The 24,373-nt window shown below is 69.1% G+C and carries 43 protein-coding genes and 1 tRNA gene; 37 read left to right on the top strand and 7 right to left on the bottom strand.

All coding sequences use genetic code 11. From position 1 onward, the window contains the following. The first annotated feature begins 48 nt into the window (after positions 1–48). Positions 49–882 carry a GDSL-type esterase/lipase family protein gene (locus ACFVSL_RS00890; RefSeq protein ID WP_386937658.1) on the top strand — a complete coding sequence of 278 codons (834 nt, stop codon included), beginning with the start codon at positions 49–51 and terminating at the stop codon, positions 880–882. Further along, entirely contained in the window at positions 879–1,703 is an 825-nt protein-coding gene (locus tag ACFVSL_RS00895) for an SGNH/GDSL hydrolase family protein (protein WP_386937660.1), read from the top strand. Before ACFVSL_RS00890 ends, ACFVSL_RS00895 begins: the two co-directional genes overlap by 4 nt. A gap of 60 nt (positions 1,704–1,763) precedes the next feature. Here the strand turns inward: ACFVSL_RS00895 and ACFVSL_RS00900 are convergent, their stop codons facing one another. From ACFVSL_RS00900 to ACFVSL_RS00920, 5 genes are all read right to left on the bottom strand, one after another. Beyond that, positions 1,764–2,150, bottom strand: coding sequence for a PPOX class F420-dependent oxidoreductase (locus ACFVSL_RS00900; RefSeq protein WP_386937662.1), 387 nt, complete (start codon positions 2,148–2,150; stop codon positions 1,764–1,766). 63 nt (positions 2,151–2,213) lie between these two features. Continuing rightward, positions 2,214–2,298, bottom strand: a tRNA-Ser gene (locus ACFVSL_RS00905). After that, positions 2,298–3,488 carry a tyrosine-type recombinase/integrase gene (locus ACFVSL_RS00910; protein ID WP_386937664.1) on the bottom strand — a complete coding sequence of 397 codons (1,191 nt, stop codon included), beginning with the start codon at positions 3,486–3,488 and terminating at the stop codon, positions 2,298–2,300. The genes ACFVSL_RS00905 and ACFVSL_RS00910 overlap by 1 nt, the downstream gene beginning before the upstream one ends. A gap of 195 nt (positions 3,489–3,683) precedes the next feature. Further along, a complete protein-coding gene (locus tag ACFVSL_RS00915) occupies positions 3,684–3,857 on the bottom strand; it encodes a helix-turn-helix domain-containing protein (RefSeq protein WP_386939297.1) in 174 nt (57 codons plus the stop codon). A gap of 302 nt (positions 3,858–4,159) precedes the next feature. Beyond that, positions 4,160–4,411, bottom strand: a complete 252-nt coding sequence (locus ACFVSL_RS00920) for a hypothetical protein (RefSeq protein ID WP_386937666.1) — start codon at positions 4,409–4,411, stop codon at positions 4,160–4,162. A 150-nt stretch (positions 4,412–4,561) separates the two neighbouring features. Here ACFVSL_RS00920 and ACFVSL_RS00925 point away from each other — a divergent pair, with 150 nt between their 5' ends. The 15 genes from ACFVSL_RS00925 to ACFVSL_RS00995 all read left to right on the top strand — a co-directional run bounded on the left by ACFVSL_RS00925 (position 4,562) and on the right by ACFVSL_RS00995 (position 12,013). After that, entirely contained in the window at positions 4,562–4,792 is a 231-nt protein-coding gene (locus tag ACFVSL_RS00925) for a helix-turn-helix domain-containing protein (protein WP_386937667.1), read from the top strand. After that, positions 4,792–5,007 (top strand): hypothetical protein, encoded by a 216-nt coding sequence (locus ACFVSL_RS00930; RefSeq protein WP_386937668.1) that lies wholly within the window; start codon positions 4,792–4,794, stop codon positions 5,005–5,007. Before ACFVSL_RS00925 ends, ACFVSL_RS00930 begins: the two co-directional genes overlap by 1 nt. Before the next feature lie 95 nt (positions 5,008–5,102). After that, positions 5,103–5,447, top strand: coding sequence for a hypothetical protein (locus ACFVSL_RS00935; protein WP_386937669.1), 345 nt, complete (start codon positions 5,103–5,105; stop codon positions 5,445–5,447). Then, positions 5,444–5,764 carry a hypothetical protein gene (locus ACFVSL_RS00940; protein ID WP_386937670.1) on the top strand — a complete coding sequence of 107 codons (321 nt, stop codon included), beginning with the start codon at positions 5,444–5,446 and terminating at the stop codon, positions 5,762–5,764. The genes ACFVSL_RS00935 and ACFVSL_RS00940 overlap by 4 nt, the downstream gene beginning before the upstream one ends. Beyond that, on the top strand, positions 5,764–6,108 hold the full coding sequence (locus ACFVSL_RS00945) for a hypothetical protein (protein ID WP_386937672.1): 345 nt from the start codon (positions 5,764–5,766) through the stop codon (positions 6,106–6,108). The genes ACFVSL_RS00940 and ACFVSL_RS00945 overlap by 1 nt, the downstream gene beginning before the upstream one ends. Positions 6,109–6,110: 2 nt before the next feature. Next, positions 6,111–6,683 (top strand): hypothetical protein, encoded by a 573-nt coding sequence (locus tag ACFVSL_RS00950; protein ID WP_386937674.1) that lies wholly within the window; start codon positions 6,111–6,113, stop codon positions 6,681–6,683. Then, positions 6,680–7,045 carry a hypothetical protein gene (locus ACFVSL_RS00955; RefSeq protein WP_386937675.1) on the top strand — a complete coding sequence of 122 codons (366 nt, stop codon included), beginning with the start codon at positions 6,680–6,682 and terminating at the stop codon, positions 7,043–7,045. Before ACFVSL_RS00950 ends, ACFVSL_RS00955 begins: the two co-directional genes overlap by 4 nt. Further along, positions 7,042–7,560 carry an NUMOD4 domain-containing protein gene (locus ACFVSL_RS00960; protein ID WP_386937676.1) on the top strand — a complete coding sequence of 173 codons (519 nt, stop codon included), beginning with the start codon at positions 7,042–7,044 and terminating at the stop codon, positions 7,558–7,560. The genes ACFVSL_RS00955 and ACFVSL_RS00960 overlap by 4 nt, the downstream gene beginning before the upstream one ends. Next, entirely contained in the window at positions 7,557–8,012 is a 456-nt protein-coding gene (locus ACFVSL_RS00965) for a hypothetical protein (RefSeq protein ID WP_386937678.1), read from the top strand. The genes ACFVSL_RS00960 and ACFVSL_RS00965 overlap by 4 nt, the downstream gene beginning before the upstream one ends. Then, entirely contained in the window at positions 8,009–8,386 is a 378-nt protein-coding gene (locus ACFVSL_RS00970; RefSeq protein ID WP_386937679.1) for a hypothetical protein, read from the top strand. The genes ACFVSL_RS00965 and ACFVSL_RS00970 overlap by 4 nt, the downstream gene beginning before the upstream one ends. Then, complete coding sequence (locus ACFVSL_RS00975) at positions 8,383–9,213, top strand: PD-(D/E)XK nuclease-like domain-containing protein (protein ID WP_386937681.1); 831 nt, start codon at positions 8,383–8,385, stop codon at positions 9,211–9,213. The genes ACFVSL_RS00970 and ACFVSL_RS00975 overlap by 4 nt, the downstream gene beginning before the upstream one ends. After that, positions 9,210–9,680: a hypothetical protein gene (locus ACFVSL_RS00980; protein WP_386937682.1), complete on the top strand. Its 471-nt coding sequence runs from the start codon at positions 9,210–9,212 to the stop codon at positions 9,678–9,680. The genes ACFVSL_RS00975 and ACFVSL_RS00980 overlap by 4 nt, the downstream gene beginning before the upstream one ends. Next, positions 9,677–9,895, top strand: a complete 219-nt coding sequence (locus ACFVSL_RS00985; RefSeq protein ID WP_386937683.1) for a hypothetical protein — start codon at positions 9,677–9,679, stop codon at positions 9,893–9,895. The genes ACFVSL_RS00980 and ACFVSL_RS00985 overlap by 4 nt, the downstream gene beginning before the upstream one ends. Next, entirely contained in the window at positions 9,892–10,152 is a 261-nt protein-coding gene (locus ACFVSL_RS00990) for a hypothetical protein (protein WP_386937684.1), read from the top strand. Before ACFVSL_RS00985 ends, ACFVSL_RS00990 begins: the two co-directional genes overlap by 4 nt. Continuing rightward, a complete protein-coding gene (locus ACFVSL_RS00995; RefSeq protein ID WP_386937685.1) occupies positions 10,133–12,013 on the top strand; it encodes a DNA cytosine methyltransferase in 1,881 nt (626 codons plus the stop codon). The genes ACFVSL_RS00990 and ACFVSL_RS00995 overlap by 20 nt, the downstream gene beginning before the upstream one ends. A gap of 8 nt (positions 12,014–12,021) precedes the next feature. On the opposite strand, the gene ACFVSL_RS01000 is transcribed toward ACFVSL_RS00995, so the two are convergent. Next, positions 12,022–12,222: a hypothetical protein gene (locus ACFVSL_RS01000; RefSeq protein ID WP_386937687.1), complete on the bottom strand. Its 201-nt coding sequence runs from the start codon at positions 12,220–12,222 to the stop codon at positions 12,022–12,024. 56 nt (positions 12,223–12,278) lie between these two features. Here ACFVSL_RS01000 and ACFVSL_RS01005 point away from each other — a divergent pair, with 56 nt between their 5' ends. From ACFVSL_RS01005 to ACFVSL_RS01050, 10 genes are all read left to right on the top strand, one after another. Continuing rightward, positions 12,279–12,716, top strand: coding sequence for a hypothetical protein (locus ACFVSL_RS01005; RefSeq protein ID WP_386937689.1), 438 nt, complete (start codon positions 12,279–12,281; stop codon positions 12,714–12,716). Further along, positions 12,716–12,940 (top strand): hypothetical protein, encoded by a 225-nt coding sequence (locus ACFVSL_RS01010; protein ID WP_386937691.1) that lies wholly within the window; start codon positions 12,716–12,718, stop codon positions 12,938–12,940. Before ACFVSL_RS01005 ends, ACFVSL_RS01010 begins: the two co-directional genes overlap by 1 nt. Beyond that, entirely contained in the window at positions 12,940–13,611 is a 672-nt protein-coding gene (locus ACFVSL_RS01015; RefSeq protein WP_386937692.1) for a hypothetical protein, read from the top strand. Before ACFVSL_RS01010 ends, ACFVSL_RS01015 begins: the two co-directional genes overlap by 1 nt. Then, positions 13,608–13,817, top strand: coding sequence for a hypothetical protein (locus ACFVSL_RS01020; RefSeq protein ID WP_386937693.1), 210 nt, complete (start codon positions 13,608–13,610; stop codon positions 13,815–13,817). Before ACFVSL_RS01015 ends, ACFVSL_RS01020 begins: the two co-directional genes overlap by 4 nt. After that, on the top strand, positions 13,814–14,143 hold the full coding sequence (locus ACFVSL_RS01025) for a hypothetical protein (protein ID WP_386937695.1): 330 nt from the start codon (positions 13,814–13,816) through the stop codon (positions 14,141–14,143). Before ACFVSL_RS01020 ends, ACFVSL_RS01025 begins: the two co-directional genes overlap by 4 nt. Continuing rightward, the gene (locus ACFVSL_RS01030; protein WP_386937696.1) at positions 14,140–14,451 is read left to right on the top strand and encodes a hypothetical protein; all 312 of its coding nucleotides are present in this window, start codon (positions 14,140–14,142) and stop codon (positions 14,449–14,451) included. The genes ACFVSL_RS01025 and ACFVSL_RS01030 overlap by 4 nt, the downstream gene beginning before the upstream one ends. A gap of 208 nt (positions 14,452–14,659) precedes the next feature. After that, a complete protein-coding gene (locus tag ACFVSL_RS01035) occupies positions 14,660–15,505 on the top strand; it encodes a hypothetical protein (protein ID WP_386937698.1) in 846 nt (281 codons plus the stop codon). Then, positions 15,502–16,065, top strand: coding sequence for a hypothetical protein (locus tag ACFVSL_RS01040; RefSeq protein ID WP_386937700.1), 564 nt, complete (start codon positions 15,502–15,504; stop codon positions 16,063–16,065). Before ACFVSL_RS01035 ends, ACFVSL_RS01040 begins: the two co-directional genes overlap by 4 nt. Then, positions 16,062–16,451, top strand: a complete 390-nt coding sequence (locus ACFVSL_RS01045; RefSeq protein WP_386937701.1) for a hypothetical protein — start codon at positions 16,062–16,064, stop codon at positions 16,449–16,451. The genes ACFVSL_RS01040 and ACFVSL_RS01045 overlap by 4 nt, the downstream gene beginning before the upstream one ends. Beyond that, positions 16,444–16,809 carry a hypothetical protein gene (locus ACFVSL_RS01050; RefSeq protein ID WP_386937703.1) on the top strand — a complete coding sequence of 122 codons (366 nt, stop codon included), beginning with the start codon at positions 16,444–16,446 and terminating at the stop codon, positions 16,807–16,809. Before ACFVSL_RS01045 ends, ACFVSL_RS01050 begins: the two co-directional genes overlap by 8 nt. 4 nt (positions 16,810–16,813) lie before the next feature. Here the strand turns inward: ACFVSL_RS01050 and ACFVSL_RS01055 are convergent, their stop codons facing one another. Then, a complete protein-coding gene (locus ACFVSL_RS01055; RefSeq protein ID WP_386937705.1) occupies positions 16,814–17,008 on the bottom strand; it encodes a hypothetical protein in 195 nt (64 codons plus the stop codon). Positions 17,009–17,199: 191 nt separating this feature from the next. Here ACFVSL_RS01055 and ACFVSL_RS01060 point away from each other — a divergent pair, with 191 nt between their 5' ends. The 10 genes from ACFVSL_RS01060 (at position 17,200) to ACFVSL_RS01105 (ending at position 24,368) form a co-directional block, all read left to right on the top strand. Continuing rightward, positions 17,200–17,700 carry a hypothetical protein gene (locus ACFVSL_RS01060; protein WP_386937707.1) on the top strand — a complete coding sequence of 167 codons (501 nt, stop codon included), beginning with the start codon at positions 17,200–17,202 and terminating at the stop codon, positions 17,698–17,700. A gap of 14 nt (positions 17,701–17,714) precedes the next feature. Then, positions 17,715–17,876, top strand: a complete 162-nt coding sequence (locus ACFVSL_RS01065) for a hypothetical protein (protein WP_386937709.1) — start codon at positions 17,715–17,717, stop codon at positions 17,874–17,876. A 148-nt stretch (positions 17,877–18,024) separates the two neighbouring features. Then, positions 18,025–18,159: a hypothetical protein gene (locus tag ACFVSL_RS01070; protein ID WP_386937710.1), complete on the top strand. Its 135-nt coding sequence runs from the start codon at positions 18,025–18,027 to the stop codon at positions 18,157–18,159. 93 nt (positions 18,160–18,252) lie between these two features. Next, positions 18,253–18,555: an HNH endonuclease gene (locus tag ACFVSL_RS01075; protein WP_386937711.1), complete on the top strand. Its 303-nt coding sequence runs from the start codon at positions 18,253–18,255 to the stop codon at positions 18,553–18,555. 713 nt (positions 18,556–19,268) lie between these two features. Beyond that, positions 19,269–19,697: a hypothetical protein gene (locus ACFVSL_RS01080; RefSeq protein ID WP_386937713.1), complete on the top strand. Its 429-nt coding sequence runs from the start codon at positions 19,269–19,271 to the stop codon at positions 19,695–19,697. Continuing rightward, entirely contained in the window at positions 19,697–20,092 is a 396-nt protein-coding gene (locus ACFVSL_RS01085; RefSeq protein WP_386937715.1) for a hypothetical protein, read from the top strand. The genes ACFVSL_RS01080 and ACFVSL_RS01085 overlap by 1 nt, the downstream gene beginning before the upstream one ends. Positions 20,093–20,120: 28 nt before the next feature. After that, positions 20,121–21,809, top strand: coding sequence for a terminase large subunit domain-containing protein (locus ACFVSL_RS01090; protein WP_386937717.1), 1,689 nt, complete (start codon positions 20,121–20,123; stop codon positions 21,807–21,809). Positions 21,810–21,819: 10 nt separating this feature from the next. After that, entirely contained in the window at positions 21,820–21,984 is a 165-nt protein-coding gene (locus ACFVSL_RS01095; protein ID WP_386937719.1) for a hypothetical protein, read from the top strand. Beyond that, entirely contained in the window at positions 21,985–23,310 is a 1,326-nt protein-coding gene (locus tag ACFVSL_RS01100) for a phage portal protein (RefSeq protein ID WP_386937721.1), read from the top strand. Then, complete coding sequence (locus tag ACFVSL_RS01105) at positions 23,310–24,368, top strand: HK97 family phage prohead protease (protein WP_386937723.1); 1,059 nt, start codon at positions 23,310–23,312, stop codon at positions 24,366–24,368. Before ACFVSL_RS01100 ends, ACFVSL_RS01105 begins: the two co-directional genes overlap by 1 nt. Positions 24,369–24,373: the final 5 nt, after the last annotated feature.

Genomic DNA, 24,373 nt, shown 5'->3' on the forward strand with positions numbered 1-24,373 from the left:
CACCTTTGGGTTACTGTGGATTCCTCAATTACGGCCTAGCGTTGGTCCATGAGCGCACTTTCAGCCCGAAAGGCCCGCGACGGCATCGTCGCCGCGGCGGCCGCAGTCGCCCTCCTCGCGATTCCATTCGGCATCGCGCTGCCCGCCCAGGCAGCACCTCCGCAGACCGCCGTCGCGAAGTACGTCGCGCTCGGCGATTCGATCGCCGCAGGCCAGGGCGCGGGCACTCCGCTCGACGCCTGCCTCCGCACCGGCGCAGGCTACGCGAACGGCCTCGACGCGATCCCCCGCATCAACCTGCTCCGCAACGCCGGGTGCAGCGGAGCCTCGATCGGCGATGTCACCGACTCCCAGCTCGGCCAGGTCAATCGGGGCACCACCCTCGTGACGATCACCGCCGGCGCCGGCGACCTCGACATCGGCGGGGTCTACGCGGCCTGCTTCCCCGACCCGACGGTGCCGGCCTGCCAAGCCGCCGTCGTCGCCGCTCAGCTGACGCTCCAGTCCGGGGTGATCGCGCAGCGCCTCGGCGAGCTGATCCTCGCGGTGCACGAGCGCGCGCCCCGAGCCGACATCCTCGTGACCGGCTACCCGCTGCCGTTCGGCGGCGCGACCGAGGGGTTCCTGGGCGTGATCGACGGCGCCGTCGCCCAGCTCGACGCGCAGATCGCCGGGGCCGTCGCCGCGGCCGGGGCAGCCGGCCTCCCCGCCCACCACGTCGACGTGGTGACGCCGTTCCTCGGGCACGGGGCGACAAGCGGCAGCCCGTGGCTCGGCCAGAACCCGGCGGATCCGGTGACGTTCCTCCACCCGAACGCGGCCGGCTACGCCGCCTACACCGCCGCAGTCCACAGCGTCTACCTCGTGGCGGTGGCGTCGTGAACGCCCGGAAGGGGCTCGTCGCGGTCGTGGCGGCCGTCGCGATCGCCGCACTGGCCTTCGCAGGCGCCGCGCCGGCGTACGCTGCGAAGCCCGGTGGAGGCGGGGGCAAGCCCGGAGGCGGGGGCAAAGAGCTCTCGTACGTCGCCCTCGGCGACTCCTTCGCCGCCGGGCAGGGCGGCGGAAGCTACCTCGACACGAGCTGCTACCGCAGCAGCAACAGCTACCCCAAGCGGCTCGATGCGCTGCGCACACTGAAGCTCACCGCGTTCCCGGCGTGCTCGGGGGCCTCGACCGTCGAGACGCTCGCCTCCCAGGTGCCCGCGATCCCGGCCGGCACGCAACGGGTGACCCTGACGGTCGGCGGCAACGACGTCGGCTTCGCCTCGGTCATGCAGAACTGCTTCGTGTTCATCTCGGCCACGACCTGCGAGGCGAACCTCGCGACCGCGGAGGCAATGGTGAACGACGGCACGATGTACGACCGCATCGCGTCGGTGCTCCAGGCGATCAGGGCGAAGGTCGGCGCGCAGGCGAAGATCGTCGTGGTCGGGTACCCGAAGCTCTTCCACCTGCCGTCGAACTACGCCTACGCCTCCCGCGTGAACGCCGACACCGGTGCGCTCAACGACGTGGCCGAAGCCGCGGCCGCCGACAACGGCGCGGTCTTCGTCGACGTCGAGACCGCGTTCACCGGGCACGGCATCGGCAGCTCGTCACCGTGGGTAAACGGATTCAGCATCTTCAACACCACTGCGGCGTTCCACCCGAACTCCACGGGCTACGCCAACTACGCGACGCTCGTCGGCCCGGCGCTCGGCTGACGATTCGCGACCGGTACGACAGAAGGCCCCGGATCCCTCCGAGGCCTTCTGTCGTACCGGTCAGTCGAGCGTGATGCGCAGCAGCACATCGGCGGCGGCGCCGCCCCTGGGCCGGATCAGCATGCTCGCCACGGTGTAGACGAAGCCGTAGCGGCGGCGGAGCAGCCCCTGCAGTCGCGCCGACTCGGTCTCGTCGACGACGATCTCGGCATCTCCGTGCGCCTCGGGCGCACCGACCGGCACTCGCCCGCGCAGATCGCACGGCGCGACGAGCACCCTCGAGTCGCGCCTCAGCCGCTTCAGCTTGCCCGTGCCCGCCGGCGTCTGCACGACGAGCCGCGTGCCGTCGAGCGCGAACCACACGGGCGTCGCGACCGGGGTGCCGTCCATGCGGAAGGTGGTGAGCGACACGTACTTGCCCGCCGTGATCCTCTCGGCTGCCGTCATCACGCGCTCCGCTCTCAGGGGTTCCGCAAACGCCGAAGGCCCGGACATGTCCGGGCCTTCGAGTGGAGCCGCCTGTGGGAATCGAACCCACGACCTTCTCATTACGAGTGAGGCTCACGGCCTCCGCTGGAGGTCGATGTAGGACGGCTAGCCGCGAGATTCCGCCGATCCGGTTCGGTCGCGTTCCGCTGTAGACCGGGGGTCATCGGGTTCATAGGGTGCACCATAGGGTGCATCCATCTTCTCGGCGAGCTCGGCGGCGCGCTTCTCCATCGGGTGCACGTAGGTCCGCATCGTGAACGACGCGTCGGAGTGCCCGAGGATGTCGGCGACGAGCGCGACGTCTCCCCCGGATGCCTGCAGGAGGTGCGTGGCGCCGGTGTGGCGCGCCTTGTACCGGCGCTCGTCGCCGAGACCCGCCGACGCAAGCAGCGCCTTCCACCGCTTCGTGTCGAGCTCAGGGCTGATCGGCCGGCCGTTCGCCTGGGTGAACATCAGCGGGACAGGCTGGCCGTCGAACTCCCACGGCTTCCACTCGTCGCCGAGCTCCGCCATGCACAGCATCTGCTCCTTCCGGTGCTCGAGCAGCATCGCGACCATGCGTCGCGGCAGCCGGATGACCCGCTCGCCGGCTTCCGTCTTCGTCGCGTCCTGCAGGATCAGACCGCGGCCGGTGATCCGGAGCAGCTGGTAGCGGAGGGTGAGGGTGCCCGCGTTCGCGTCGAACATCGGCCAGGTCAGCCCGAGCACCTCGGCGGGGCGGATGCCGAAGACGAGGCCGATGTACCATCGGGCCCGGTTCCATCCGGTCGCCGCGGCGAGGATCGCGTCACGGTCCTCTTCCGAGTAGGCGGAGGTGTCGCGCCGGCCGACCTTCGGCAGCTTCAGCCCGTGCACGACGTTGTGGCCCACCTTTCCCCGCCGCACGGCTTCCTCGATCGCAGCGCGGAGCGGCGCCACGTACCTCCGCACCGACGACGGCTTGAGGCCGAGACTGGCTACCCACTCCTCGACCTGCTCGAGCGTGAGCTTGTCGAGGGGCGTCTGCCCGAACATCGGGATGAGGTGCTTCCGGATCACCCACTCGTCCATCGTCTGCGTCTTCGGCCGGAGGTCGGCGATGCTCGTCATGTAGTGCGTGAGCCACTGCTCGACCGTCATCGAGCGCCCGGCAGTGAGCGTGCCCTTCTTCTTGCGCTGGAGCAACTCCTGCCGCTTCGCCGAGGCCTCGACCTTCGTCTTGCCGGAGAAGTACTTCCGCATGCCGCCGACGGTGACGTACCCGCGGTAGCCGTTCGCGGTCTTGAAGATCGACCCTTCACCCTTCGCTGCGCGCACGACATCCTCCTCCGTTGGGGGTCAACATATCCTCATCCGCAGACACGCTCAGGGGTGTCCTCAGTTGTGAGGACAGGCCACATCGGGCCACTCCCCCAGTCCGGGGGACACGTCCGCGAGTTTCCGCGAATACCGGCTCCGGCAGGGCTGGAAATGACGGTGGGTGCGGCCTACAGTCACCCGCATGGAACGCGATTACCGGCCGGCGGCCGCCAACACTTCGGAGGGCTCGAGCCTGAGCACCCTGCAGAACGCGTCCAGCTGGTCGACCGTCATCGGCGTCTTCCCGGACAGCACGCGGGAAACGGTCGACTGCCCTACGCCCACCCGTCTGGCGAGCTCTCGCTGCGACATCGACGACTCCTGCATGTGTGCGTCGATGATCCTCGCGACTGCTCGGTTCAGGACGTCTGGCACGCCGGTACGGTATCGGCGGCGCGCAGGCGCGCTCTCTCGGATGCATCGTTATCCATATCTGGATCATCACTTCTAGCCTTCCACCCACCTCGGCGCCTGGTGACGGTCGCCGTTTCCCTACGAACGGAGTACCCCCATGGCGACCATCTGCGGCTCGGGCAACGCCTGCGAGCGAGAGTGCCGGCTGATGCAGATCGGGCGAGTCTGCCCGACTCTCACGGATGCGATCTCGGCGGCCATCGTGATGCTCGAGCTCAGTGCTGAACTCGAGCCATCGCCCGCTTGAGGAAGTCCTCCTGCGAGACGCCTAGGTCGGCGACGGCGAGCCAGACGATCGTGAGTTGCGGATCGCGCACGTCGGGGTCGCCTTCATCGAGGAAGTACCGGCGGAATGATCCGTAGCTGCGACCAGTGTCGGTCGCAAACCGCTTGATCGAGCCATAGGTGCTGGACTCGATCTCCGCGCGGAGCTGATCGATGAACGCTCTCGCGATGCGGTGTGCCATCTCTTGATGGTTATCCATACGGTCAATTTACCCGTTTCGGTAGACCGAATCACGCCCGGGCTACCCCTCGTTCTGGGGTAAGTGCTGACCCTGAGGTGGGCCGCGCGTCGAGGGTTTACCATTTGGTCAACCCCTGCTATGGTTCACCGTATGGTTAACCGAAACGACGCAGCCGAGGTCGGCTCACGGGTCGAGGAAGCCTGCAAGGTCGCAGGCATCAGCCTCCTCGAACTCGCCGACCGAACGGGCATCGCGTACACGACGCTGCACCGCAAGGTGAAGAAGGACTCGGGCTCGTTCAAGGTCTTCGAGCTCGCACTGATCGCACTCGAGCTGAACGTGTCGATCGAGTCGCTGCTGGCCGAGAAGCAGGTGGCCTGATGGCCACGCTCGAGGCCGTCCGCCTGTACTCCGTCGCATCGGCCGCCGACCTTCTCGGCGGCGTCTCGACCGACTACGTCTACGCCCGCATCGACGACGGCTCGCTGCGTGCCGTCGAGCTCGGCACCGAGACGCGGTCGAAGAAGCGCGTCCGCGCTGACGACCTGCAGGCGTTCATCGACGCGCGCACCTTCGGCTCAACGGCCGGCGAATGAGAAACGCCCTCGCGGCAACGAGGGCGAATCAACAGAAAGGAACAAGTCCAATGTTCACGACCCACGATACACCGACACCGCTCGAAGTCGCGCGGATGTCGCACCGGGATGACCCGCACACGTCGCACGACGCGGCCGGGCGGGCGGCGAAGGGCACGAAGAAGGAGATGCTCTACGGGGCGATCCGCGTCGCCCTCGAGCTCGGGCCCGGCACGCCCGCCGAGGTGCTCGCCCGCTACCAGGCGAACCGCAAGGGCGCCGGCGAATGGCTGCCCGCCTCGGTCGATCTGCAGGACATCCGCCGTCGGATGACGGAGATGCAGCGCGACTTCGGCACGATCGAGCCGATCAAGGTCGGCACCTACCGCGGCGGCAAGCCGCAGTACGCGACCCGCGAGGGTCAGCGCGTCATGCGCCTCGTCGAGGCGGTGGCGGCATGAACCCGCGCCCGAGCGCCCCGGACGTCGGCGAGTGCGTCGACGCCGAGGGCCGCCCGCTCCCCGCGGAGCGTCAGCTGCACAACCGTCTCGCCGCGCGCCCCGTGCTCGACGCCGAGAACACGCACACCTCGTCGATCGAGGTGATCCTCGCCGAGGTCGCGATGACCGGCACCGAGGCCGGCCCCGAGCCCGAACAGGTGCGGCCGGTCGGGCACCGCCGCCGCGACTCGATCCTCGCGACCATCGCCTGCGTCATCGGCGCAGTGTCCGCGATCGTCGTCGCGTACGGCATCTGGTTCGCCGTCGGGGGTGCGTGATGAGCGACACCCTCACCTACAAGATCCCGACGACGACCGACGTCGAGTGCGACGTCTGCGAGGCCATCTGCACCGTCACCTACTGGGACGACATCCGCACCGGCCGCTGGGAGCGCGAAGCGTTCACCTGCGAGTGCGGCGAGCGCCACGGCGCGATCGACGGCAGCGCGGAGGAGCGCGGCGCCGCGAGCATCGCCTTCCTCCTCGTCTTCTCGCTCTTCGTGATCGGCCTCGCCTGCGCCCTCTTCGGCGCGCTCGGCCACAGCTTCCCGCTCTTCGTGGGCGGCATCATCCTCGCCGTCTCCTGCTGGGGCGTCGGCGCATTCACCTCGAAGGAGAACTGACCATGCCCAATCACGAGACCAACAACGTCGTCATCACCGGCACCCCGGAGCAGATCCGCCAGTTCGTCGACGAAGCACTGATCGACTACCCGCTCACCGAGGGCGAGGACGCCGCCGAGAAGCCCGCCAAGATCCTCGACTTCGCCCGCGTCGTTCCCGAGCCCGAGGGGATCGAGCGGGGCGGATGCAGCGGCGAGCACGCGGAGGGAGTCGTGTGCTGGTACCGCTGGAACCCCGAAAACTGGGGCACGAAGTGGAACGCGTACAGCCACAGCCACTACGAACTCCGTTGGCTCCAGCCCTACGACGATGACGAGCCCATCTACGGACGCGTCGACCTGCGGTTCGAAACCGCCTGGTCGCAGCCGACACCCGTGCTCGAGACGATTCAGAGCCGGTGGGGCGTCACCGTGCATGCGGTCACCCAGGACGAGGGCGGCTTCCCGGACGTCTTCTTCGGCGACCCGATCGGGGCAGAGGTGATGCACGAGGTCAAGGTGTTCGAGTTCGACCACTGGGCCCGCGAGGTCGAAGAGCCGGTCGCCGAGGCCGCCGCGAAGGGGGCCGAACGATGAGCGACCCGTTCAGCTTCGAAGCCATCAGCCGCGCCGCCGGTGTGCCCCTGACCCCGGAGCCCGACTACGAGTTCCCCGCGATGAAGGCCGCATTCGGCGGCCCCGCCCCGGAGCCCGTGCCGGTCGGGCGCATCGACCACGCCGCCGAGGCTGACAGGCTCCTCGCGTCGTTCCAGACCGAGAACCGGCCCGCAGAGGCGGCACAGGCGCATGCGACGCTCGCGCTTGCCGAGCAGCAGCGCATTGCGAACCTCATCGCGCTCAGCGCCGTCGCTGACCTCGGCGGAGATCCCGCCACGCGTCTCGACGACCTCCGCGTGGGGCTCGCGGGCGAGGTCTGGGAAGGGCTGGGCCTCTCATGAGCGGCGCAGAGCGCTGGGTGCCGGTCGAGGGGTGGCACGGCTACTACGAGGTCTCCGACCTCGGCCGAGTTCGCTCGCTCGCCCGCGTGATCTCACACCCGCACACGGGAACGATGACGATCCGAGAGCGCGTGCTCCGTTCCTCCCTCGACTCGAAGGGATACCCGCAGGTGGATCTGCGTCGCAACGGAGAGCGGTTCGCCGTCAAGGTGCATCGGCTCGTGGCGAAAGCGTTCGTCCCCGGCGAGCAGCCCGGACTCGAGGTGTGCCACGCCGACAGCAACCCGGGCAACCCGGCTGCGAGCAACCTCCGCTGGGACACGCACGCCTCGAACATGCGGCAGACGGTGGAGGACGGCACGAACCCGCACTCGGCCAAGACCGAGTGCCCGAAGGGCCACCCCTACAGCGCGGCGAACACCAGCATTCGCAACGGGGGTCGCGAGCGGGTGTGTCGCACCTGTCACAACGAAACGGCGCGACGCTCGCGCGAACGCAAGGCGGTGATGGCATGAGCTTCGACGGCAACGGCTACGTACCTGAGCAGGTGCAGACCGGCGCCCGCCGTCTGCCCGACCAGTGGACGATCCGTCTCCTGTACCCGCGCCCGCCGTTCGGGCTCTCCGCGAACGACCGCCCGCACCACATGGTGAAGTCCCGCGCGATCAAGGCCATGCGCGAGGAGGTCATGTTCAAGGTGCGACAGGCCCGCGTCCCCGCGCTCGAGCGGTGCCGGGTCGACCTGGTCTGGTACGTCGCCGACCACCGCACCCGCGACGAAGACAACCTCGCCCCCATGGCGAAGGCCATCTACGACGGCATCGGCTCGAACAAAGGCATCTCGGCCCGCATCGTCGACGACGACTCACCCGAGTTCATGGAGAAGACGGCCCCCGTCATCGAGTACATGGCCGGCGGCGAGCCTCACTTCGCCGTCATCATCACCGACCTCGGGAGCGCACTGTGAACCCCGCCGAGCGACTCGAGGCCGCGATCGCGAAGCTCACCGAAGCGCAGATGGAGATCGACGGTCCCGTGCCGCCGCTCATGCGTTGGCACGACCAAGAGGGCATCCCCGGGTGGGATGGGTTCATAGTCCTCGGTGACAGTGCTGACGACGGCGACGAGTGCAACCCGCTCGCACGCTTCTACACGGTGGAAGGCGCGGAAGCCGCCCTGACGCTGGCCCGCACGATCGACCCGATCCTGACGATGCTGCGACGCGACCTGCACCTCTGGAACGACTGTGCCACCGAGCCGCAGCGGGTCGCGTTCCTCACGGCGTACGAACGCGCGGGTGACCGCGCCCTCGTCGATGCGATCCTCGGGAGCGACTCGTGACCGCCGGGATCGTGCTCGACATGCCCGAGGCCGAGTACCACTCGCGCCCCGAGCTCTCCAGCACGCAGGCTCGCCTGCTGCTGCAGTCCCCGGCGCGCTACCAGCACGCGCTCACTCACCCGAAGCCCGCGCGCACCGTCTTCGACGTCGGAACTGCCGCGCACACGAAGATCCTCGGTGTCGGCTCGGGAACGATCGCGTACCCGCCGGAGCACCTCACCCCGTCGGGGAACGTGTCGACGAAGGCCGCGACCGTCGAGTGGGCAGCCGCGCAGCGCGCGAACGGGCTCACCCCGGTGACGCCTCAGCAGGTCAGCGAAGTCGACGCGATGGCGGAAGCCGTGCTTGCGCACCCGACCGCACGAGTTCTGCTCGAGCAGCCTGGAGCCCCCGAGGCGTCCGTGTTCGCGACGGAGGCGGAGACCGGCGTCGACCTGCGCTCCCGATTCGACTTCCTCCCCGAGCCGGGACCGCGCCCGATCGCGGTTGACGTGAAGTCCGCGGCCGACGCGTCCCCGCGCGAGTTCGCCAGGGCTGCCGCGAACCACGGATACCACGTGCAGGAGGGCCACTACGAGGACACCGTCGAGGACCTGATCGACCTCGCCGGGTTCGTGTTCCTCGTCGTCGAGAAGGACCCGCCGCACCTCGTCGGCGTGTACCAGCTCGAGCCCGAGTTCCGCGCCGCAGGCCGCGCCGCCGCCGCCCGCGCCCGCCGCGTCCTCGCCGAGTGCCGCGAGCGCGGCGAGTGGCCCGGCTACCCGACCGAGGTGCAACTCCTCGCGACCCCGTACTGGCTCATCGCCGAACTGGAGACCCCAGCATGACGACCGACATCATCCTCCCCGCCGACGAGCCGCGCCCGCCGCGCCGCCGCCGCGGCGACCCCGAACCCGCCGCGACCGTCGACGACGTGCAGCAGACCCTCTCCGGGTACGAGCGCCTCGCGATCGAGACCGGCGAGTGGAACGGAACCGACGCACCCGAGTTCAGCGCCGACGGCGTCGAGTGGACGACTGCGTGGCTCCCCTTCGAAGAGGGCGACCACCCGCTGCTCTCCCGCGCGACCGTCTACCGGAAGGGCGTCCGGCGCCCGATCGTCGTCGTCGTCCGCTGGGACGAAGCCCTCCCCGCGATCGACGAATGGCGTGACCTGTGGCTGCGCAAGCCCGTCGCACTGTTCGGCGCGTACGCGCTCCGCGCCGCACTCCGCCGCGCATTCCGCGACGTCATCGACGACCGCCCCGCACCCGACGAGCACGACAACGACACCGCAGAGGAGCAGAACCAGTGAGCATGACCAAACGCCAGCGCGAACTCGAAGCGCAGAACCGTGTCGCCGTCGGCCTGCCGGAGAACCGGTGCCCTGCCTGCGGGCAGATCGGCCGCCACTGGATCGCCGACGCCCTCGACGAGCACGAGGTCATCGTGCCCGGACGGTACGCATGCTCCCCGAGCGCGGCAGGCGCCGTCTCGGCCGCGCTCGACGGGCTCGAGGTGGACGCATGACCGCGCGCACCGCGTCGACGGTCATCGACGACATCCTGGCGGGCACCCGTCCGGCACTGCCGTGCGCGAACGTCTCGGCAGCAGGCACTCGCCAAGAACGCGCCCGCGAGTTGATCCACCCGCTGTGGCGGACCCCCGAAGCGCGTCCGGTCGCGAAGTGGCGCAGCCGGTTCGAGATGCCGACCGGTCGTCTCGCGACCAACTTCCGGATGCTCACCGAGGACGAGAGGAGCGAAGATGACCCCGACGAAGGCTGACCTCGGCCAGTACGACGACGTCGCAGCGTTCGCCGCCGGCCACGCCGCCCCGAAGATCAAGCCCGGATGGGTGCACCCAGAGGTGCCCTGGAACGGCCTCACCGTGACCGACCTGTTCTGCGGCGCCGGCGGATCATCGTCGGGCCTCGTCGCGGCCGGGTACCGGATCGTCATCGCGGCGAACCACTGGGCGCAGGCGATCGCATCCCACCAGATCAACCACCCCGACACCGACCACTCGAACGCCGACATCTCGCAGGTGAACCCGGGCTACTTCCCCCGGACCGACATCCTGTGGGCATCACCTGAGTGCACGAACCACTCGGTCGCGAAGGGCGTCAAGCGGCAACGCGCCGAGAACGAGGCGCTCTTCGAGCTCGACGGCACCCGCCCCCTGCCCGACGAAGCCGCGAACCGATCCCGAGCGACGATGTGGGACGTGCCCCGGTTCGCCGAGCATCACCGGTACAAGGCGATCGTCATCGAGAATGTCGTCGACGCGTACCGCTGGGTGATGTTCCCCGCCTGGCTGCAGGCGATGGAGCTCCTCGGCTACCGGCACCAGATCGTGTGGCTGAACTCGATGCACGCGCAGGGCCTCGGCCTTCCGGCGCCGCAGTCGCGCGATCGCATGTACATCGTGTTCTGGCGCTCCGACGTCGCGACGAAGTCGCGGCCGGCGCCGAAGCTCGAGCGGTGGACGCGCCCGCTCGCGGTGTGCGCCGAGCACGGCGAGATCCGCGCGGTGCAGACGTTCAAGAAGGAAGAGCGCTGGGGCCGCTACCGCGCGCAGTACGTCTATCGGTGCCCGCGCTGCGCGGTCGTCGTCGAGCCTGCCTGGCTCCCGGCGGCGTCTGCGATCGACTGGTCGATCCCGGGCGAGCGCATCGGGGACCGGAAGAAGCCGCTCGCGGTGAAGACGCGGGCCCGGATCGAGAAAGGCATCGATCGGTACTGGCGGCCGCTCGTCGTCACCGCGGCGGGGAACACGTACGACGGCATCACGACGGGGTCCGCGTATCTGAGGGCGCGCCCGGTCGATGCGGTGCTGCCGACGCAGCACACCACCGCGGCCGAGGCGCTCGCGGTCCCGCCGCTCATCACGGACGGCATCCACGGTGCAGGCACTGTGCAGTCGGGCGATGACCCTCTGCTGACGCAGACGACCGCACAGACGAAGGGCCTCGCGTACGCGCCGCTCGTGATGACGAACAACCACGGGAACCGCGCGAAGTCAGTCGGCGAGCCCCTCCCGACCGCGACGACAGCGACAACGCAGGCGCTGCTCGTCCCGGTCGAAGGGCGCGAGGGGAAGGTCGCGGCATCGGTCGACGGCCCGATGCGGACGCAGTCGACCAGGAACGAGACGGCCCTGGTGATCCCGATGCGGAACCACGGTGTCGCGAAGCCGGCCGATCGCCCGATCGACACGGTCGCGGCGAACGGGAACCACCACGCGCTCGTGATGCGGAACAACGAGGGCGGCGCCGAGATGTCGACGCCCGTCGACGAGCCGCTGCGCGCGCTCACGACGCATGGTCACCAGTCGCTGCTCGTGCCCTACTACGGCGCGAGCGAGAGCGCACGACCCGCCAGCGACCCGCACGGGACGCTCACGACGAACGATCGGTACGCGCTCGCCGAGGGCATCAGCCTCGACGTCGACGACGTCCTGTTCCGGATGCTCACGCCCCACGAGATCAAGCGGGGCATGGCGTTCGCTGACGACTACGTGCTGCTCGGCACGAAGCGCGAGCAGGTGAAGCAGGCCGGGAACGCGGTCACGCCGCCGGCCGCGCGCGACCTCGGGCGTGCCGTCGCCGAGTTCCTGATGCCCGAACTCGAGGAGGTGGCAGCATGACCGCGAAACTATCGGTTCGCGAGCTGCTGCCGAAGGTCTTCCACTTCGTCCTGCAGCGACTGCACCTCACCAATCAGGAGTCGGACTGCCTTGATGATCGGTGCACGCTCACCATTGAAGCGCTGAGGCGACGCGTCGTACAGCTTGCTGAATTCGGCCGGCTTTTCCAACTCGGCGAGCGCTTGGGTCAGTGGGTCATCGGATGCCATGGTCGGACTCTACTCGCGACGCCAATCCTGAGCCCTCCCGCGTTCGGGGGTGCATCGTGATCGGCCCGAAGATCGCGAAGCCGACCGAGGCGGAAGCGCGCGACGCGTACGAGCTCGTCACGCTTCGTGACGCGGACACGTGCCAGCGGTGCCGCCGCGCCTGCGGGTGGGGCGTCACGTCCCGCCACCACCGCAAGGGCCGCGGGGTCGGCGGCGTCACGACGCCGGCGAACCTCGTCGTCCTCGGTGGCACCGGCACGACCGGATGCCACGGGTGGGCGACGACGCACCCGGCGGACGCGATCACCGAGGGGTGGGCGGTCCCCGGGTGGGCGGACCCGGCCGAGTGGCCGGGCCGCCGCTGGGTGAGCACCGAGGCGGACGGGATGCCGCGGCCGTGGTCGCTGCGTCTCGCGTGGGTGCTCTTCGACGACGAGGGCGGATGGGTGGAGATCCCTGAGCACCTCGCACACGAACTGATGGGAGGCACGTGATGCCGTTCGAGGCGAAGTACGCCGGCCGGTGTGACGACTGCAGGCTGCCGATCCGCATCGGCCAGGAGGTCGAGTACAAGGGCCTCGGCGAGGCGCGCAGGCTCGTGCACGTCGTGTGCGACGAGCCCGGCGACGACCAGCTGAGCAACCTCGATCGGGACGCAAAGCGGGAGACGTGCCCCGAGTGCTTCCTGCTGAAGCCGTGCGTCTGCGGAGTGTTCTGATGGCTCAGGACAGGCTGCTGCGCGCCGAGATGCGGACGTCCGAGAAGGTCAACTCGTGGCCGATCCCGGTGCGCTACTTCTGGGCGATGCTCTGGGGCTACTGCGACGACTGGGGACGCGGTCGATACGACGCGCGCCTGATCAATGCGGACACGTTCCCGCTCGACGACGAGGTCACCGCGGTGCACGTCGAACGGTGGATGCGGGCGCTCGAGGAGGCCGGCGTGATCGTCGCGTACGAGGTCGGTGGGAAGCGCTACTTCGAGTGCACCGGGTGGTTCGAGCACAACCCCGATCTGAAGTACCTGCGCAAGACGAACGTTCCCGATCAGTCGGGCATCATCCCGAAGCCCGGCAAGGTTTCCGAACATCTCCAGAAAGTTCTGGAGGATTCCGCACGAAGGGAAGGGAAGGGAAGAGAAGCAGAAGAGGAAGGGGAAAGCGCCGTCGGCGCGCCCCCCTCCGAGTTCTGCTCGAAACACCCGAAGGGCACCGACGCCCCCTGCCGAGCCTGCGGCGACGCCCGCCGCGCGCGAGCTGCGCACGACGCAGCGCAGCGCACCGCACCCACCGTGCGCCCGCCGAAGTCGGGCGAGTGCGCGCACCGCGAGCACCCCTCGAGCCCCGGCTACTGCGCGAAGTGCGGCGACCCGATCGGGGTGGCGGCATGAGCCCCCGGCAGTTCACCCAGGCGGACCTCGACTTCGCCGCGTTCCTCGCGGCGACGACCGCGGTGTCTCGCCGGGCGGGCGGCGGTGCGTTCCTCCGCCGCAACGAGTTCACTACGTCGCCCCGGGTGACGACGACCCGGCAGTACGACCTCGAGACCGAGCGCCTGCGGGCGCGCATCCACCACGACGAAAGGAAGACCGCATGAAGCAGCAGCAGCCGATCAAGGTCGGCGACCGATTCCAGACGAAGGACAAGCGCGACGAAGGCCGTGTCGTCGAAGTACTCGAGGCGCGAGGGCTCTCGACAGCTGGCAGGCAGCATGTCGAGCTGCTCGAACGCAAGCGCGCGCTCGGCGCCAAGACGACGCACTGGGGGTGGCCGATCGATGATGCGATCGAAGATGCACGCCAGGGCTACACCTACTTCGCCGTCCGCACTGAGGCTCACCCCCGCAACCCCGACGCCCTCGGCAACGTGTCACGCATCTCCGAGCGCACGCTGCGCGCGAAGTACCGCAGGATCTCGCGATGAGCGCCCCGGACCTGACGCCGGACGAGAAGGGCGAAGTCGTCCGGTTCGGCATCCACGACGAACCGCGCGGGCTCACCCCGAGCATGGCGATCTTCGACGAGATCGCCGACCCGGAAGACTTCGAGGAGAAGCCAACGGCGATGCAGTGCGAGGCGTTCATGGCCGACCACGGCATGCCCCGTGCTGACTTCTCGGCACTGCTCCGCGAGTACCGCTCGGAGTCGGGCTGGTCCGCGTTCCAGATCGGTGAACGCGACCACCTCGACTCCGAGTTCCTGAACTGGTTCGAGTGGGAGCGTCTCGGATGAGCCGCCGCCGATCGACCAACGACCTCGCCGCGGAGAAGATGCGCCGCGCCGAGCAGGAGTGGCTGCTGAACGAAGCACTCAAGGCGAACACCCTGCGGGGTGACTGCTGCGCCGCATGCCGGCGCGGGACCAAGGCACACGGCCCCGTCGCGGTGTGCGGGTACGGGGGCAAGTGCCCCAAGGGATGCCACGACCGGAAGGGAACCCGATGACGACGACCAGCCTGCCCTGCGTGCGCGGATGCGTGCGCGCCGGCACCGAGGACGCCCCCGAGGTGCTCCCGGCGACGCATGGGCGCTACTGCTCCCGCTGCTACGGCCGTGTCCACCAGGCGCTGCTGCAGGCGCCCGAGCTCGCCGCGCACATCTTCGCGAACCTCACCCCTGGCGGGGGCGGCGCCGGGGAGCGGGTCGACTCGTCGAAGTCGGCGCCGCTGCCGTTCAACGACGCCGCGTTCGCCGACGTGAACGAGCTGTACTCGCTGCTCGTCTACTGGTGCGGCATCTGGGCCGACTACCTTGACGTCCTCACGCCGGCGGCCGCCGCCCGTGCGTGGCGACGCGAGTCCGGCACCGTCATCGGTCTGCCCGACGGGTACGACTCCGCCGCGGCCGCGACCGAGGTGCGGCGCATGTCGCGGTGGCTCCTCGACCGACTCGACGAGATCCTCACCCTCGCCCCCGAAGACGTCGACGAGTTCGACGCCGCGATCCGCGACGTATGGCGCATGAACGCCCGCTGGCCGCGCCTCGAGCGACCCCGCTACTCGACCGTGCCGTGCCCGGTGAACGACTGCGGCGCCCGACTGGCCGTGTACCCGCCCGCGATGCCCGGCGCGAAGCGCAGCATCCTGTGCGACGCCGGCCACTTCCACGGCGAGGACGAGTACGACGACATCCTCGCGGCCATCCAGTCGCACCGTGTCGAGCTTGCCCGAGACGCGCGGAAGGCGCAGGCCGCGGTCGCGCGCGAGCAGGCGACGGACGCGTCGCGCGCGGCGAAGGTGCAGCAGCACCTGATCTCGAAGTACCTAACCCCCAAGGAGGCATCATGACCGGCGTCTCGATCAGGCCGTGGCAGTCGCAGCAGATCGCCGAGCGTGTCGCAGCGAAGTTCGCCCGGGCCGGCGTCGACCCGAAGAGGATCGTCGCTGATTCGTGGGTGCTCTCGAGCGACGGAGGGCTGACAGCGACAGTCGCCATCCCGATGTCGCCCGAGGACGCGGCGGCGCTGTTCAACGGGACCACCTGCGACTGCGCGAGCATCGTCGCGTGCTGGTGCGACTTCGAGCGGCGGTGCCCGCCATGCGCCGCAAGTCGAGACGAGGCGCACACCTGTGCGACCGAGGAGGAGCGCCGCGAATTCGCCGGCGCCGGCGACGTCGATGCACTCGGCCCCTACGAAGAGCACGAGGCCCGCCAGCCCACCGAGGCCGAAGTCGAGGAGGTCATCGAGTTCCTCCAAGGGCCCGCATTCGTGCGCGAGCCAACTTGCGTCGAGAACTGGGCCAACTGCGTGAACGGCGAGTACAACCCGGCGTGCTGCCGGTGGCCGAAGTCGTGCTCGGTGCAGATGATCCCCGCAGAACCCAACAATCGAGAGGAAGACCGATGAACCCCCACGAGCTGGTGTGGACCCATGACCGAGACACCGTCTCCGTCAAGCCGGTCTGCAACAACGAGCAGTGCCAGTACCGCTGGGTCTGCACCGAGGACTGCGAACTCATCTACGGAATCGAGCGCCACGGCGCCGGCTACCGGCACCTCGCGATCGAGCACGCGTCTGGCAGGGAGACGTGGCACGCGATGGTGAAGTCGACGGCATGCGCGTTCGTCGACTCGCTCGAGGCCGACCCGTGGATCATCCCCGAGCTGAACGAGACGCGAGAGACGTTCGAGATCGGGCGCATCGCCGTGAAGCCGATCTGGAAGGGCGAGGAGGGCGCCACCTGGGACCGGGTCTCAGAACCCGACGATCGAGAGGAGCCCGCCCGTGGCTGACCCCGTGATGATCCCTACGTGCATGGTCTGCACGATCAAGGCACGCGGGGGCGACCGCTTCCCCGACCCGTTGCCCGATCACGTTTGGATGTGCCCGCAGCACTGGAACATCTATCTCGCGTTGGCGCTCGGCCCGATGGATCAGCACCTTCCGACGCGGGTGAGCGTGATCGCTGAATCCGACGGTTCCGAGGTCGAAGCGTGCGAGGAACGCGGGCGCCTCGTGCTTGATCCGAACGACCACGACTGCGACACCGCTGAACCCGACGTGTCAGAGGAGGCGTGGTGCGAGCACTACATGCCCGGCGCAGAGTGCCGATACTGCGCCCCGAAACCCGACGGTTCAGCGGAGGGGTGACCGATCAGCGGCTCTCGGCCAGGATCTCGTTCGCGCGACGCCGCACGCGGGCGATGTCGATCGTGAAGCCCGGACTGTCGCTCTCGGTGTCGATCTCGACCTCATCGGCCGACCTCAGCCCGTCTTCGCGGGCGGCCGCCGCGACCGACTGAGCGAACTCCTCGTACATCTCGTCGAAGGCGTCATCGAATCCACTCATCCCCACACGCTCCCATCCCGCGGACGCTGAGCCAAGACCCCCGAACGAGGTAAACCTCGAGCTGGCAACACACCAACTTGACTCAACCTCTACACCCGGTGTTGTGTATAATCGTCGTGATAGGTCGTACCCGCCCGGGTGCGGCCTTCCCGCGTTAACCGGCCCTCTTCCAGCACGCTCAGGGGGTCGACATGACGCTCACCGCGCAGGTCGCCGTCGTGCACTCCGACCGCGGCCTCGCTGCGCGCCTCGTGCAGGGCATCACGGGCTCGGCATGGAACCACATCATCGTCGCGATCAACGACACGCACTGCCTCTCCGCCGAGCCGGGCGGCGCCATCGTCCGCCCGATCAGCTATTACGACGACCACCTCGTCGTCTGGTCCCGGTTCGAGCTCGACGCGCAGCAGCGCCGCCGCATCGTGAACTGGGCGTGGCAGCACGTCGGCGTCCCGTACTCGTGGCCCGATTTCATCGCCGCCGGCATCAGCTCGCTGACGAAGCGCGCGACACCGCGGTGGCTGCGACGCTTCGTCGCACGCCCCGACCGGCTCATCTGCTCGCAGCTCTGCGACCTCGCGCTACAGGCCGGTGGGCTGCACCTCTTCGCCGACCACCGCCCCGCCGGCGCCGTCACGCCCGCATCGTTCGGCGCGCTGTTCGTCGAGCTCGGCTGGTCAGACACTCCCTGATCGGAGGCAGTCGTATGTGGTGGCTCACCCTCGCCCTCGCCCTCGCCCTCGGCATGCTCATCGTCGGCGCCACGGCACCGACCGACGCGAAGCCGCGCATCCGCCGCGACCCCACCTGGTTCGACCACCTCGCAACCATGCGCCCCACCGGGCGCCGAGCACGCCGACGGCCATGACCACCTGCGACTGCGGGCTGAAGCGGACGACCCGCCACGGCCTGCTGTACTGCGACCACTGCGACACGTCCGGATGCTCGGGACACTGCACCCGATGCTCCGCCTTCCACGAAGGACTCAGCCGGCGAGTGTTCGGAGGCGGCAGACCATGATGCACCTCGTGCGGTTCTTCGTCGCGATCGGCGTCGCCGTCATCCTGTTCACCGTCAACGTGATGCACCGCAGCCGACGCGCCCCGTACTTCACCTCACCCTCGACTGAGCGTCGAGCCGACATCAGGTAGCCAGACCAACCGGCACCCGAGGGGGAACAGCCGGTTCAGGGGGCGAGCGCGGGGTGCGACCGCTCGCCCCCGACCCACCGCGACGGAGACACCATGGTCGGCGACGCAGCTCACTGCACGTGCGGCCACTGCCGCCGCTACGAGCAAGCCAAGAAAGACTTCAAGACTGCATGCCGGAAGGCGGCGCTGCCGTGCTGGCTTTGCCAGCAGCCCATCGACTACGACCTCGCGTGGCCCGACACCGAGTCGTTCAGCCTCGACCACTTCCTACCCCGTGCTGACCGACCCGACCTCACCGAGGTGTGGTCCAACTTCCGGCCAGCACACCTGTCGTGCAACTCATCCCGAGGCAAGCGCGAGCCGAAGTCCATGGGTACTCCCAGCCGCGCCTGGTGAGAACCACAAGCAGCCCCGGCTGATCCCCGAGGCCAGAGAGGCCCGACGAACTCCAAGGTGTCGGGCCTCTCGCATCCCTTGGAGAGCGCGATGACGCGAACGAAGACCGACAAGTGCGCCCAGTGTGGCGCCTTGAAGTGGACCGGCACGAAGACCGGCCTCTGTCGGCGATGCACACCGCAGAACCAGCCCAGCCAGATCACCCGAGCACTAGAGAGCGGCGACCCCCGCGCGGTGATAGCCGCCGTCAGGCTGAGGGTCGAGCTCGACCGAGCATCCGGGTGCTGGATATGGACAGGCAGCATGCATCACGGTTACCCAGTCCTCCAGCGCGAGAACGGCAAGGTCAGGATTCACCGGGGTCGCTCGAGGCGAAGCTCGGCGCCAGCCTTGGCCCGATGCCAGCTCACCACAGCTGCGCGAACAGGGCATGCGTCAACCCGGACCATCTCCAAGCGGTCACCGAGTTGGAGAACCGCGCAGAGATGATGGCACGCAAGGCGTATCGCGACCGCATCCAAGAGCTCGAAGCCGCACTCGCCACCGTCGCTCCCGACCATCCCGCCCTCCGCGTGCTCAGCGTGTAGGGGGGAGGGGGTCGGCGACTTCGCACCCGGAGGGCGACGGACCGCGCCGGAGGGCACTCCTCTCTCCCCTCGCCTCACGGGGGGGGTCGCGCGCGCACGCGAGGGCGGTGCATCGTGTCTGAGCGGATGGTCGTCGTGCTGTGCGGCCCGCCTGGGGCGGGGATGTCGGATGCGGCTCGCGCCTCGGGGCTCGTCGTGCTCGATCGCGACGATCCGTGGTGGCATGGCGAGGCGGAGTTCGCCGACGCGATGCGATCGCTCGCGGGCGACCGGGCCGCGCGCGCGGTCGTCGTCCGCGCCGGCGCGACGTCGTCGGCTCGAGCGAAGGCTTCCGCGCTCTGTGGTGCGACGCACGTGTTCGTGCTGACCGCGCCGATGCACGAGCTGCGCCGACGCCTCGCTGGGCGAGGTCGCGCGGGCATGGCTCGTGCGATGGCCGGTGTCGAGGGGTGGCTGAAGGCTTTCGAGCGGTCGGACGGGGTTCTGGACTTCCCGGGCTGGGATCGGATCGCCGAGGCGTCAGTCGGGATGGGTTCCACGAGCAGGGAGTGGTGATGGGCCGGGTTCGCGATGCGCTCGACATGTCGGTCGACGCCGCGGTGCACCTCACCGATGACGACGCAGGCGCGATCGAGGCGGCCCGTGCGCTCGCCGACAAGATCGACGCCTGGGACGTGATCGTCGAGTGGGCGATGGACGACATCACTGCAGGCGGCCTCCGCGAGGGCGGCCGCCCCGCGGTCCCGCAGAACGACAACGTCTCGCTCGCGTCGTACCTGAAGTACCTCGAGGCGCTCGGGCTGACGCCGAGCGCTCGGAAGGACCGGAAGCCGTCGACGGCGACGCCCGGTGTCGGCGCGAGGAAGAAGTCGGAGGCGACCGATGGCGGCGAAGGCGACGGGTCGGCGCTCGGGGCGCTCCGCCTCGTCAAGGGCGGCCGCTCCGCGTAAGCCGCGCGTCGGCTCCGAGACCCCCCGGGTGTGGACGCCGCCGCTGCGCGAGCTGACCCCGGAGACGACACTCGGGTACGCCGTCATCGAGTTCGCCGCCGCCGTGTGCGGCATCACGCTGTTCCCGTGGCAGAAGTGGCTCCTGATCCACGCGCTCGAGCTCGCGCCCGGCCTCACCGTGTCGACGATCTGGGAGCGCGGGCCGCTCGAGCCGATCTTCCGCTTCCGCCGCATCGTCGTGCTCGTCGCCAGACAGAACGGCAAGAGCACGCTGTCGCAGGTGCTCTCGCTGTTCTTCCTCTACGAGCTCGGCACTGACCTGATCCTCGGCACTGCGCAGGACCTCGACACCGCCGAAGAGGTCTGGGAGGGCGCCCTCGACATCATCGAGGAGACGCCCGAACTCGCCGCGCGTGCCGCGAAGCCGATCATGGTGAACGGCAAGAAGACGATCCGCCTCCTCTCCGGGGAGCGGTACAAGGTGAAGGCCGCGAACCGGAAGGCCGGCCGCGGCCTCTCGGGCGATCTGATCCTTCTCGACGAGCTGCGCGAGCACCAGTCGTGGGATGCCTGGGCGGCGATCACGAAGACGACGAACGCGCGCCCCGCGGCGATGGTCTGGTGCATGTCGAACGCCGGTGACGCGACGTCGGTCGTGCTGCGCCACCTTCGGAAGCGCGCGCACGAGGCGCTCGGCGACCCCGACGGCATCGTCGCGGCAGAGCAGATCGAACTCGCCCCCGACCTCACGGGCATGCCCGACGACGTCGACTTCGACGAGGTCGACCCTGAGCTGCTCGACGAGGTCGACCCTGAGCTGCTCGACGAGTGGGACGACGAGCTCGAGGAACTCCTCGGCGGCGGGTCCGACATGGGCCTCTTCGAGTGGTCTGCCCCTCCCGGGTGCCCGGTCACCGACATCGACGGCATCCTGCAGGCGAACCCGTCCACCGGGTACTGCATCGCGCTGCGCACGCTGCTGCAAGACGCGAAGGAAGACCCCGAGTGGGTGTTCCGCACCGAGTGCCTCTGCCAGTGGTCCGACGGCACGCTCGAGGGGGCGTTCCCCGCGGGAACGTGGGAGGCCGGCTGGCCGCTCGTCGACAAGGAGCGCCCCGAGCGCTCCGAGCCGGCGTCAGCGATCGCCGAGGCATCGGAGCTGACGTTCTGCGTCGACGTGTCCGTCGACCGGTCGAAGGCTCACATCGGCGTCTGCGGTGACCGCGAGGACGGCATCCCGCACATCGAGCTCATCGCCTCCCGCCCGAACACCGACTGGGTCGTGTCGTTCCCGCGCGACAAGGATGGCCGCGAGATCGCGACCGGGTGGTTCGCCGAGCGCGTCGCGAAGTACGGCACGATGCGCGTCGTCGTCCAGTCGCGCGGCGCCCCCGCATCATCGCTCGTCGACGACCTCGAGAAGATCGACGGCGTCGAAGTCGTGAAGTGGGAAGGCGCTGACCTCGGCATCGGCACCGGGCTCATGTTCGATCGCGTCGCGCTCCCCGAGCGCGCCGGTGTTCGCCACAACCAGCAGCCGCTGCTCGACCTCGCGGCAACCGTCGCCGTCGCGAAGTACCTCGGCGACGGCGCAGTCGTGTGGGACCGCCGCCACTCCCCCGCCGACATCGCACCGCTCGTCGCAGTGACGGGCGCCCTGTGGGGGCACATCCGGCCGAAGCCCGTCTTCGAGACGCCGCCCGCCGAGATTTTCTGAGGAGGACGTCGTGAAGCTCGACCTACTGCCCTGGGTGTCCATCTTCCTCGTCGTGGCCGGATTCTTCGCCCTCGTCATCGGGATCTGGATGTTCGTGGGCCCCGCGCTCGCGCTCGTCACCGCAGGTGTGTTCTGCACGACGCTCGGCGTCGCTCTCGCGAAGGGGTGGATGTAGATGGGTTCCATCTGGTCGCGCGCATTCCGCCCCACCGACCCGGGCCTCGCCGAGCAGGCGATCGAGGCGAAGACCGCGCAGAACTTCGGCGCGTTCGCCCGACTCCTCGGCGGCGGCCTCCACGACCCGGAGTACCCCGGCTCGTCGTTCCTCTCGCACGTCGAGCACGGGTACGCGCGCAACGAGCTCGTCTACGCGTGCATCACCGAGCGCGCCACGTCGATCCCCGACGCCCCGCTGCGGGTCTACGACGCGCTCGGCCGCAAGTCGGAGCCGCTCGAGGATCACCCAGTGCGCCGGCTGCTCGCGAACCCGAACCCGCTCATGGCGGACGTCGAGCTCGACGAGCTGCTCGAGCTGCACAAGTGCCTCGCCGGCAACGCGTTCTGGGAGGTCGTCTCCGACCGTGCCGGGCGCCCCGCCGAGCTGTGGCCGCTGCGGCCCGACCTCATCAAGGTCAAGCGCGGCCGGAACACGGTCTCGTACGGATACTCCCCCGACGGCGGCGGCCGCTACGTCGACGTCGACGTCATCCACTTCCGGATGACGTCACCCCTCGATCCCCTCGGAGGGATGGCGCCGATGCGCGCCGCGCTCCGCGGCACCGCGCTCGACAACGAGGCGACGAACTACGTCACCGCCCTCCTGCAGAACCACGCGATCCCCGGTGTGGCGATCACGATGGGCAACCTCGAGCAAGTGCTCGACGAGTCCACCACGAACCGTCTCACCGAGAAGTGGAAGCAGAAGTTCGGAGGCAAGCGCCGCGGCGAGCCGGCGTTCCTGCAGACCGGGATGGAGATCAAGGAGCTCGGCTCCTCGCTGAAGGACCTCGAGTTCCCCGACCTGCGGACGATCAGCGAGTCGCGCATCTGCATGTCGTTCGGCGTCCCGCCGATCCTCGTCGGCGCGAAAGTTGGCCTCGACCGGTCGACGTTCGCGAACTACAAGGAAGCGCGCGCGTCGTTCTGGGAAGAGACCCTGATCCCGGCCCGCAAGAAGGACGCCCGACTGGCGATGGCGCTCCAGCGCCGATTCGCTGGCGCGGGCGCCCGTCGAGTGGAGATCCGGCCGGACTGGTCCGAGGTCGAAGCGCTCCGCGAGTCCGAGCAGGCGCGCTGGGAGCGCGCGACGAACGCGTTCCGCGCCGGCGGCATCACGCAGAACGACTTCCGTCGCGAGGTCGGAATGCAGACCGTCGACGGCGGCGACGTGTTCCTCGTTCCGTCCGGTGTCATCGCGACCCGCGACGTGTCCGGCGTTACCGAACAGGTCGACGGGACGGACAACCCGACCGAATCAACCGAGACCGAAGGAGGGGCGTGATGCCCGGTATGGATCGACTCACCGTCCCGATCGAGTGGAAGGCAGCTGCCGACGGGTCCGGCACGCTCGAGGGCTACGCCTCGACGTTCGGAAATGTGGACCTCGGCGGCGACATCGTCGTGAAGGGCGCGTTCCTCAAGACGATCGCCAACATCAAGGCCAACGGCATCCCGCTGCTCGCCGATCACGTCGCTTCCACCGCCTCGGTGCTGGGAACGATCTTCGACGCCAAGGAGGACGCCGGCGGCCTGCGCTTCAAGGCGCAGTTCTCGTCGGCGCCATCGGCTCAGGACGTGCGGATCAAGCTGCTCGAGGGCCACCTGAAGACGATGTCGATCGGCTACGAAGCGGTCGACTACGCGTACAAGGACGTCGCCGCCGGCAGGGTTCGACTGCTCAAGGAGCTGAAGCTCTGGGAGACGTCGGTCGTCGTGTTCCCCATGAACCCGGAGGCACTCGTGTCGCGGGTGAAGTCGATCGCCGGTGCGCTCGACGGGCACACGCGAGCCGCCCTGGCCGCGGAACTCGCGGAGAAGTCCACGGCGAACGAGGTCCGAGACCAGCTCAACGAGCTCGTTCGCGAGGCCTACGGATCGGACGGCGTCGACGTCTGGATTCGCGACTTCGACGAGTCGAAGGTGTGGTTCACGGTCATGTCTGCGGACGAGACCGGCACGTTCCAGCAGGACTACGAGTCCGACGACGACAACGGCTTCACGCTCACCGGCGACCGGATGAAGGTTCGCCTGGTCACCAACTACGTCCCCGACGGCAAGTCGGCGACGCTCACGATCACCCCCGTCGACGGGGCGCAGCTGGGCGACGAGCCCGGTGAAGGTGAGCCCGACGAGGGTTCGCAAGAGCAGGCGGGCGACGACCCCGCCGATGGTGCGTCTGACGAGGGCGCGCATTGGGACCGCTGGGCCAGCGAGGCGCTCCTCAACGGCAACGATCCCGACGCAGTAGCGGACCCGGCCGACGTGGCTGGTCTCCGCACCCTTCTGGAGCTGAACGAGACCGCACTCGGTCTCGGCTCCACCGACACGGATACGGAGTAGCCACC

This window comes from Agromyces sp. NPDC058064 (assembly GCF_042885275.1).
Taxonomy (GTDB): domain Bacteria; phylum Actinomycetota; class Actinomycetes; order Actinomycetales; family Microbacteriaceae; genus Agromyces.

Bases quoted from the DNA above. Each gene is read 5' to 3' on its own strand.
- ACFVSL_RS00995 (WP_386937685.1), top strand. From the start codon at position 10,133: ATGACCCCGACGAAGGCTGACCTCGGCCAGTACGACGACGTCGCAGCG.
- ACFVSL_RS01100 (WP_386937721.1), top strand. From the start codon at position 21,985: ATGGGTTCCATCTGGTCGCGCGCATTCCGCCCCACCGACCCGGGCCTC.
- ACFVSL_RS00935 (WP_386937669.1), top strand. From the start codon at position 5,103: ATGTCGCACCGGGATGACCCGCACACGTCGCACGACGCGGCCGGGCGG.
- ACFVSL_RS00945 (WP_386937672.1), top strand. From the start codon at position 5,764: ATGAGCGACACCCTCACCTACAAGATCCCGACGACGACCGACGTCGAG.
- ACFVSL_RS00960 (WP_386937676.1), top strand. From the start codon at position 7,042: ATGAGCGGCGCAGAGCGCTGGGTGCCGGTCGAGGGGTGGCACGGCTAC.
- ACFVSL_RS00990 (WP_386937684.1), top strand. From the start codon at position 9,892: ATGACCGCGCGCACCGCGTCGACGGTCATCGACGACATCCTGGCGGGC.
- ACFVSL_RS00980 (WP_386937682.1), top strand. From the start codon at position 9,210: ATGACGACCGACATCATCCTCCCCGCCGACGAGCCGCGCCCGCCGCGC.
- ACFVSL_RS01015 (WP_386937692.1), top strand. From the start codon at position 12,940: ATGGCTCAGGACAGGCTGCTGCGCGCCGAGATGCGGACGTCCGAGAAG.
- ACFVSL_RS01000 (WP_386937687.1), bottom strand. From the start codon at position 12,222: ATGGCATCCGATGACCCACTGACCCAAGCGCTCGCCGAGTTGGAAAAG.
- ACFVSL_RS00915 (WP_386939297.1), bottom strand. From the start codon at position 3,857: ATGCAGGAGTCGTCGATGTCGCAGCGAGAGCTCGCCAGACGGGTGGGC.
- ACFVSL_RS01055 (WP_386937705.1), bottom strand. From the start codon at position 17,008: ATGAGTGGATTCGATGACGCCTTCGACGAGATGTACGAGGAGTTCGCT.
- ACFVSL_RS01080 (WP_386937713.1), top strand. From the start codon at position 19,269: ATGGTCGTCGTGCTGTGCGGCCCGCCTGGGGCGGGGATGTCGGATGCG.
- ACFVSL_RS01040 (WP_386937700.1), top strand. From the start codon at position 15,502: ATGACCGGCGTCTCGATCAGGCCGTGGCAGTCGCAGCAGATCGCCGAG.
- ACFVSL_RS01085 (WP_386937715.1), top strand. From the start codon at position 19,697: ATGGGCCGGGTTCGCGATGCGCTCGACATGTCGGTCGACGCCGCGGTG.
- ACFVSL_RS01030 (WP_386937696.1), top strand. From the start codon at position 14,140: ATGAGCGCCCCGGACCTGACGCCGGACGAGAAGGGCGAAGTCGTCCGG.
- ACFVSL_RS00950 (WP_386937674.1), top strand. From the start codon at position 6,111: ATGCCCAATCACGAGACCAACAACGTCGTCATCACCGGCACCCCGGAG.
- ACFVSL_RS01025 (WP_386937695.1), top strand. From the start codon at position 13,814: ATGAAGCAGCAGCAGCCGATCAAGGTCGGCGACCGATTCCAGACGAAG.
- ACFVSL_RS01045 (WP_386937701.1), top strand. From the start codon at position 16,062: ATGAACCCCCACGAGCTGGTGTGGACCCATGACCGAGACACCGTCTCC.
- ACFVSL_RS00930 (WP_386937668.1), top strand. From the start codon at position 4,792: ATGGCCACGCTCGAGGCCGTCCGCCTGTACTCCGTCGCATCGGCCGCC.
- ACFVSL_RS00925 (WP_386937667.1), top strand. From the start codon at position 4,562: ATGGTTAACCGAAACGACGCAGCCGAGGTCGGCTCACGGGTCGAGGAA.
- ACFVSL_RS00890 (WP_386937658.1), top strand. From the start codon at position 49: ATGAGCGCACTTTCAGCCCGAAAGGCCCGCGACGGCATCGTCGCCGCG.
- ACFVSL_RS00940 (WP_386937670.1), top strand. From the start codon at position 5,444: ATGAACCCGCGCCCGAGCGCCCCGGACGTCGGCGAGTGCGTCGACGCC.
- ACFVSL_RS01065 (WP_386937709.1), top strand. From the start codon at position 17,715: ATGTGGTGGCTCACCCTCGCCCTCGCCCTCGCCCTCGGCATGCTCATC.
- ACFVSL_RS01010 (WP_386937691.1), top strand. From the start codon at position 12,716: ATGCCGTTCGAGGCGAAGTACGCCGGCCGGTGTGACGACTGCAGGCTG.
- ACFVSL_RS01060 (WP_386937707.1), top strand. From the start codon at position 17,200: ATGACGCTCACCGCGCAGGTCGCCGTCGTGCACTCCGACCGCGGCCTC.
- ACFVSL_RS00965 (WP_386937678.1), top strand. From the start codon at position 7,557: ATGAGCTTCGACGGCAACGGCTACGTACCTGAGCAGGTGCAGACCGGC.
- ACFVSL_RS01070 (WP_386937710.1), top strand. From the start codon at position 18,025: ATGATGCACCTCGTGCGGTTCTTCGTCGCGATCGGCGTCGCCGTCATC.
- ACFVSL_RS01105 (WP_386937723.1), top strand. From the start codon at position 23,310: ATGCCCGGTATGGATCGACTCACCGTCCCGATCGAGTGGAAGGCAGCT.
- ACFVSL_RS01035 (WP_386937698.1), top strand. From the start codon at position 14,660: ATGACGACGACCAGCCTGCCCTGCGTGCGCGGATGCGTGCGCGCCGGC.
- ACFVSL_RS01020 (WP_386937693.1), top strand. From the start codon at position 13,608: ATGAGCCCCCGGCAGTTCACCCAGGCGGACCTCGACTTCGCCGCGTTC.
- ACFVSL_RS00955 (WP_386937675.1), top strand. From the start codon at position 6,680: ATGAGCGACCCGTTCAGCTTCGAAGCCATCAGCCGCGCCGCCGGTGTG.
- ACFVSL_RS00900 (WP_386937662.1), bottom strand. From the start codon at position 2,150: ATGACGGCAGCCGAGAGGATCACGGCGGGCAAGTACGTGTCGCTCACC.
- ACFVSL_RS01075 (WP_386937711.1), top strand. From the start codon at position 18,253: ATGGTCGGCGACGCAGCTCACTGCACGTGCGGCCACTGCCGCCGCTAC.
- ACFVSL_RS00920 (WP_386937666.1), bottom strand. From the start codon at position 4,411: ATGGCACACCGCATCGCGAGAGCGTTCATCGATCAGCTCCGCGCGGAG.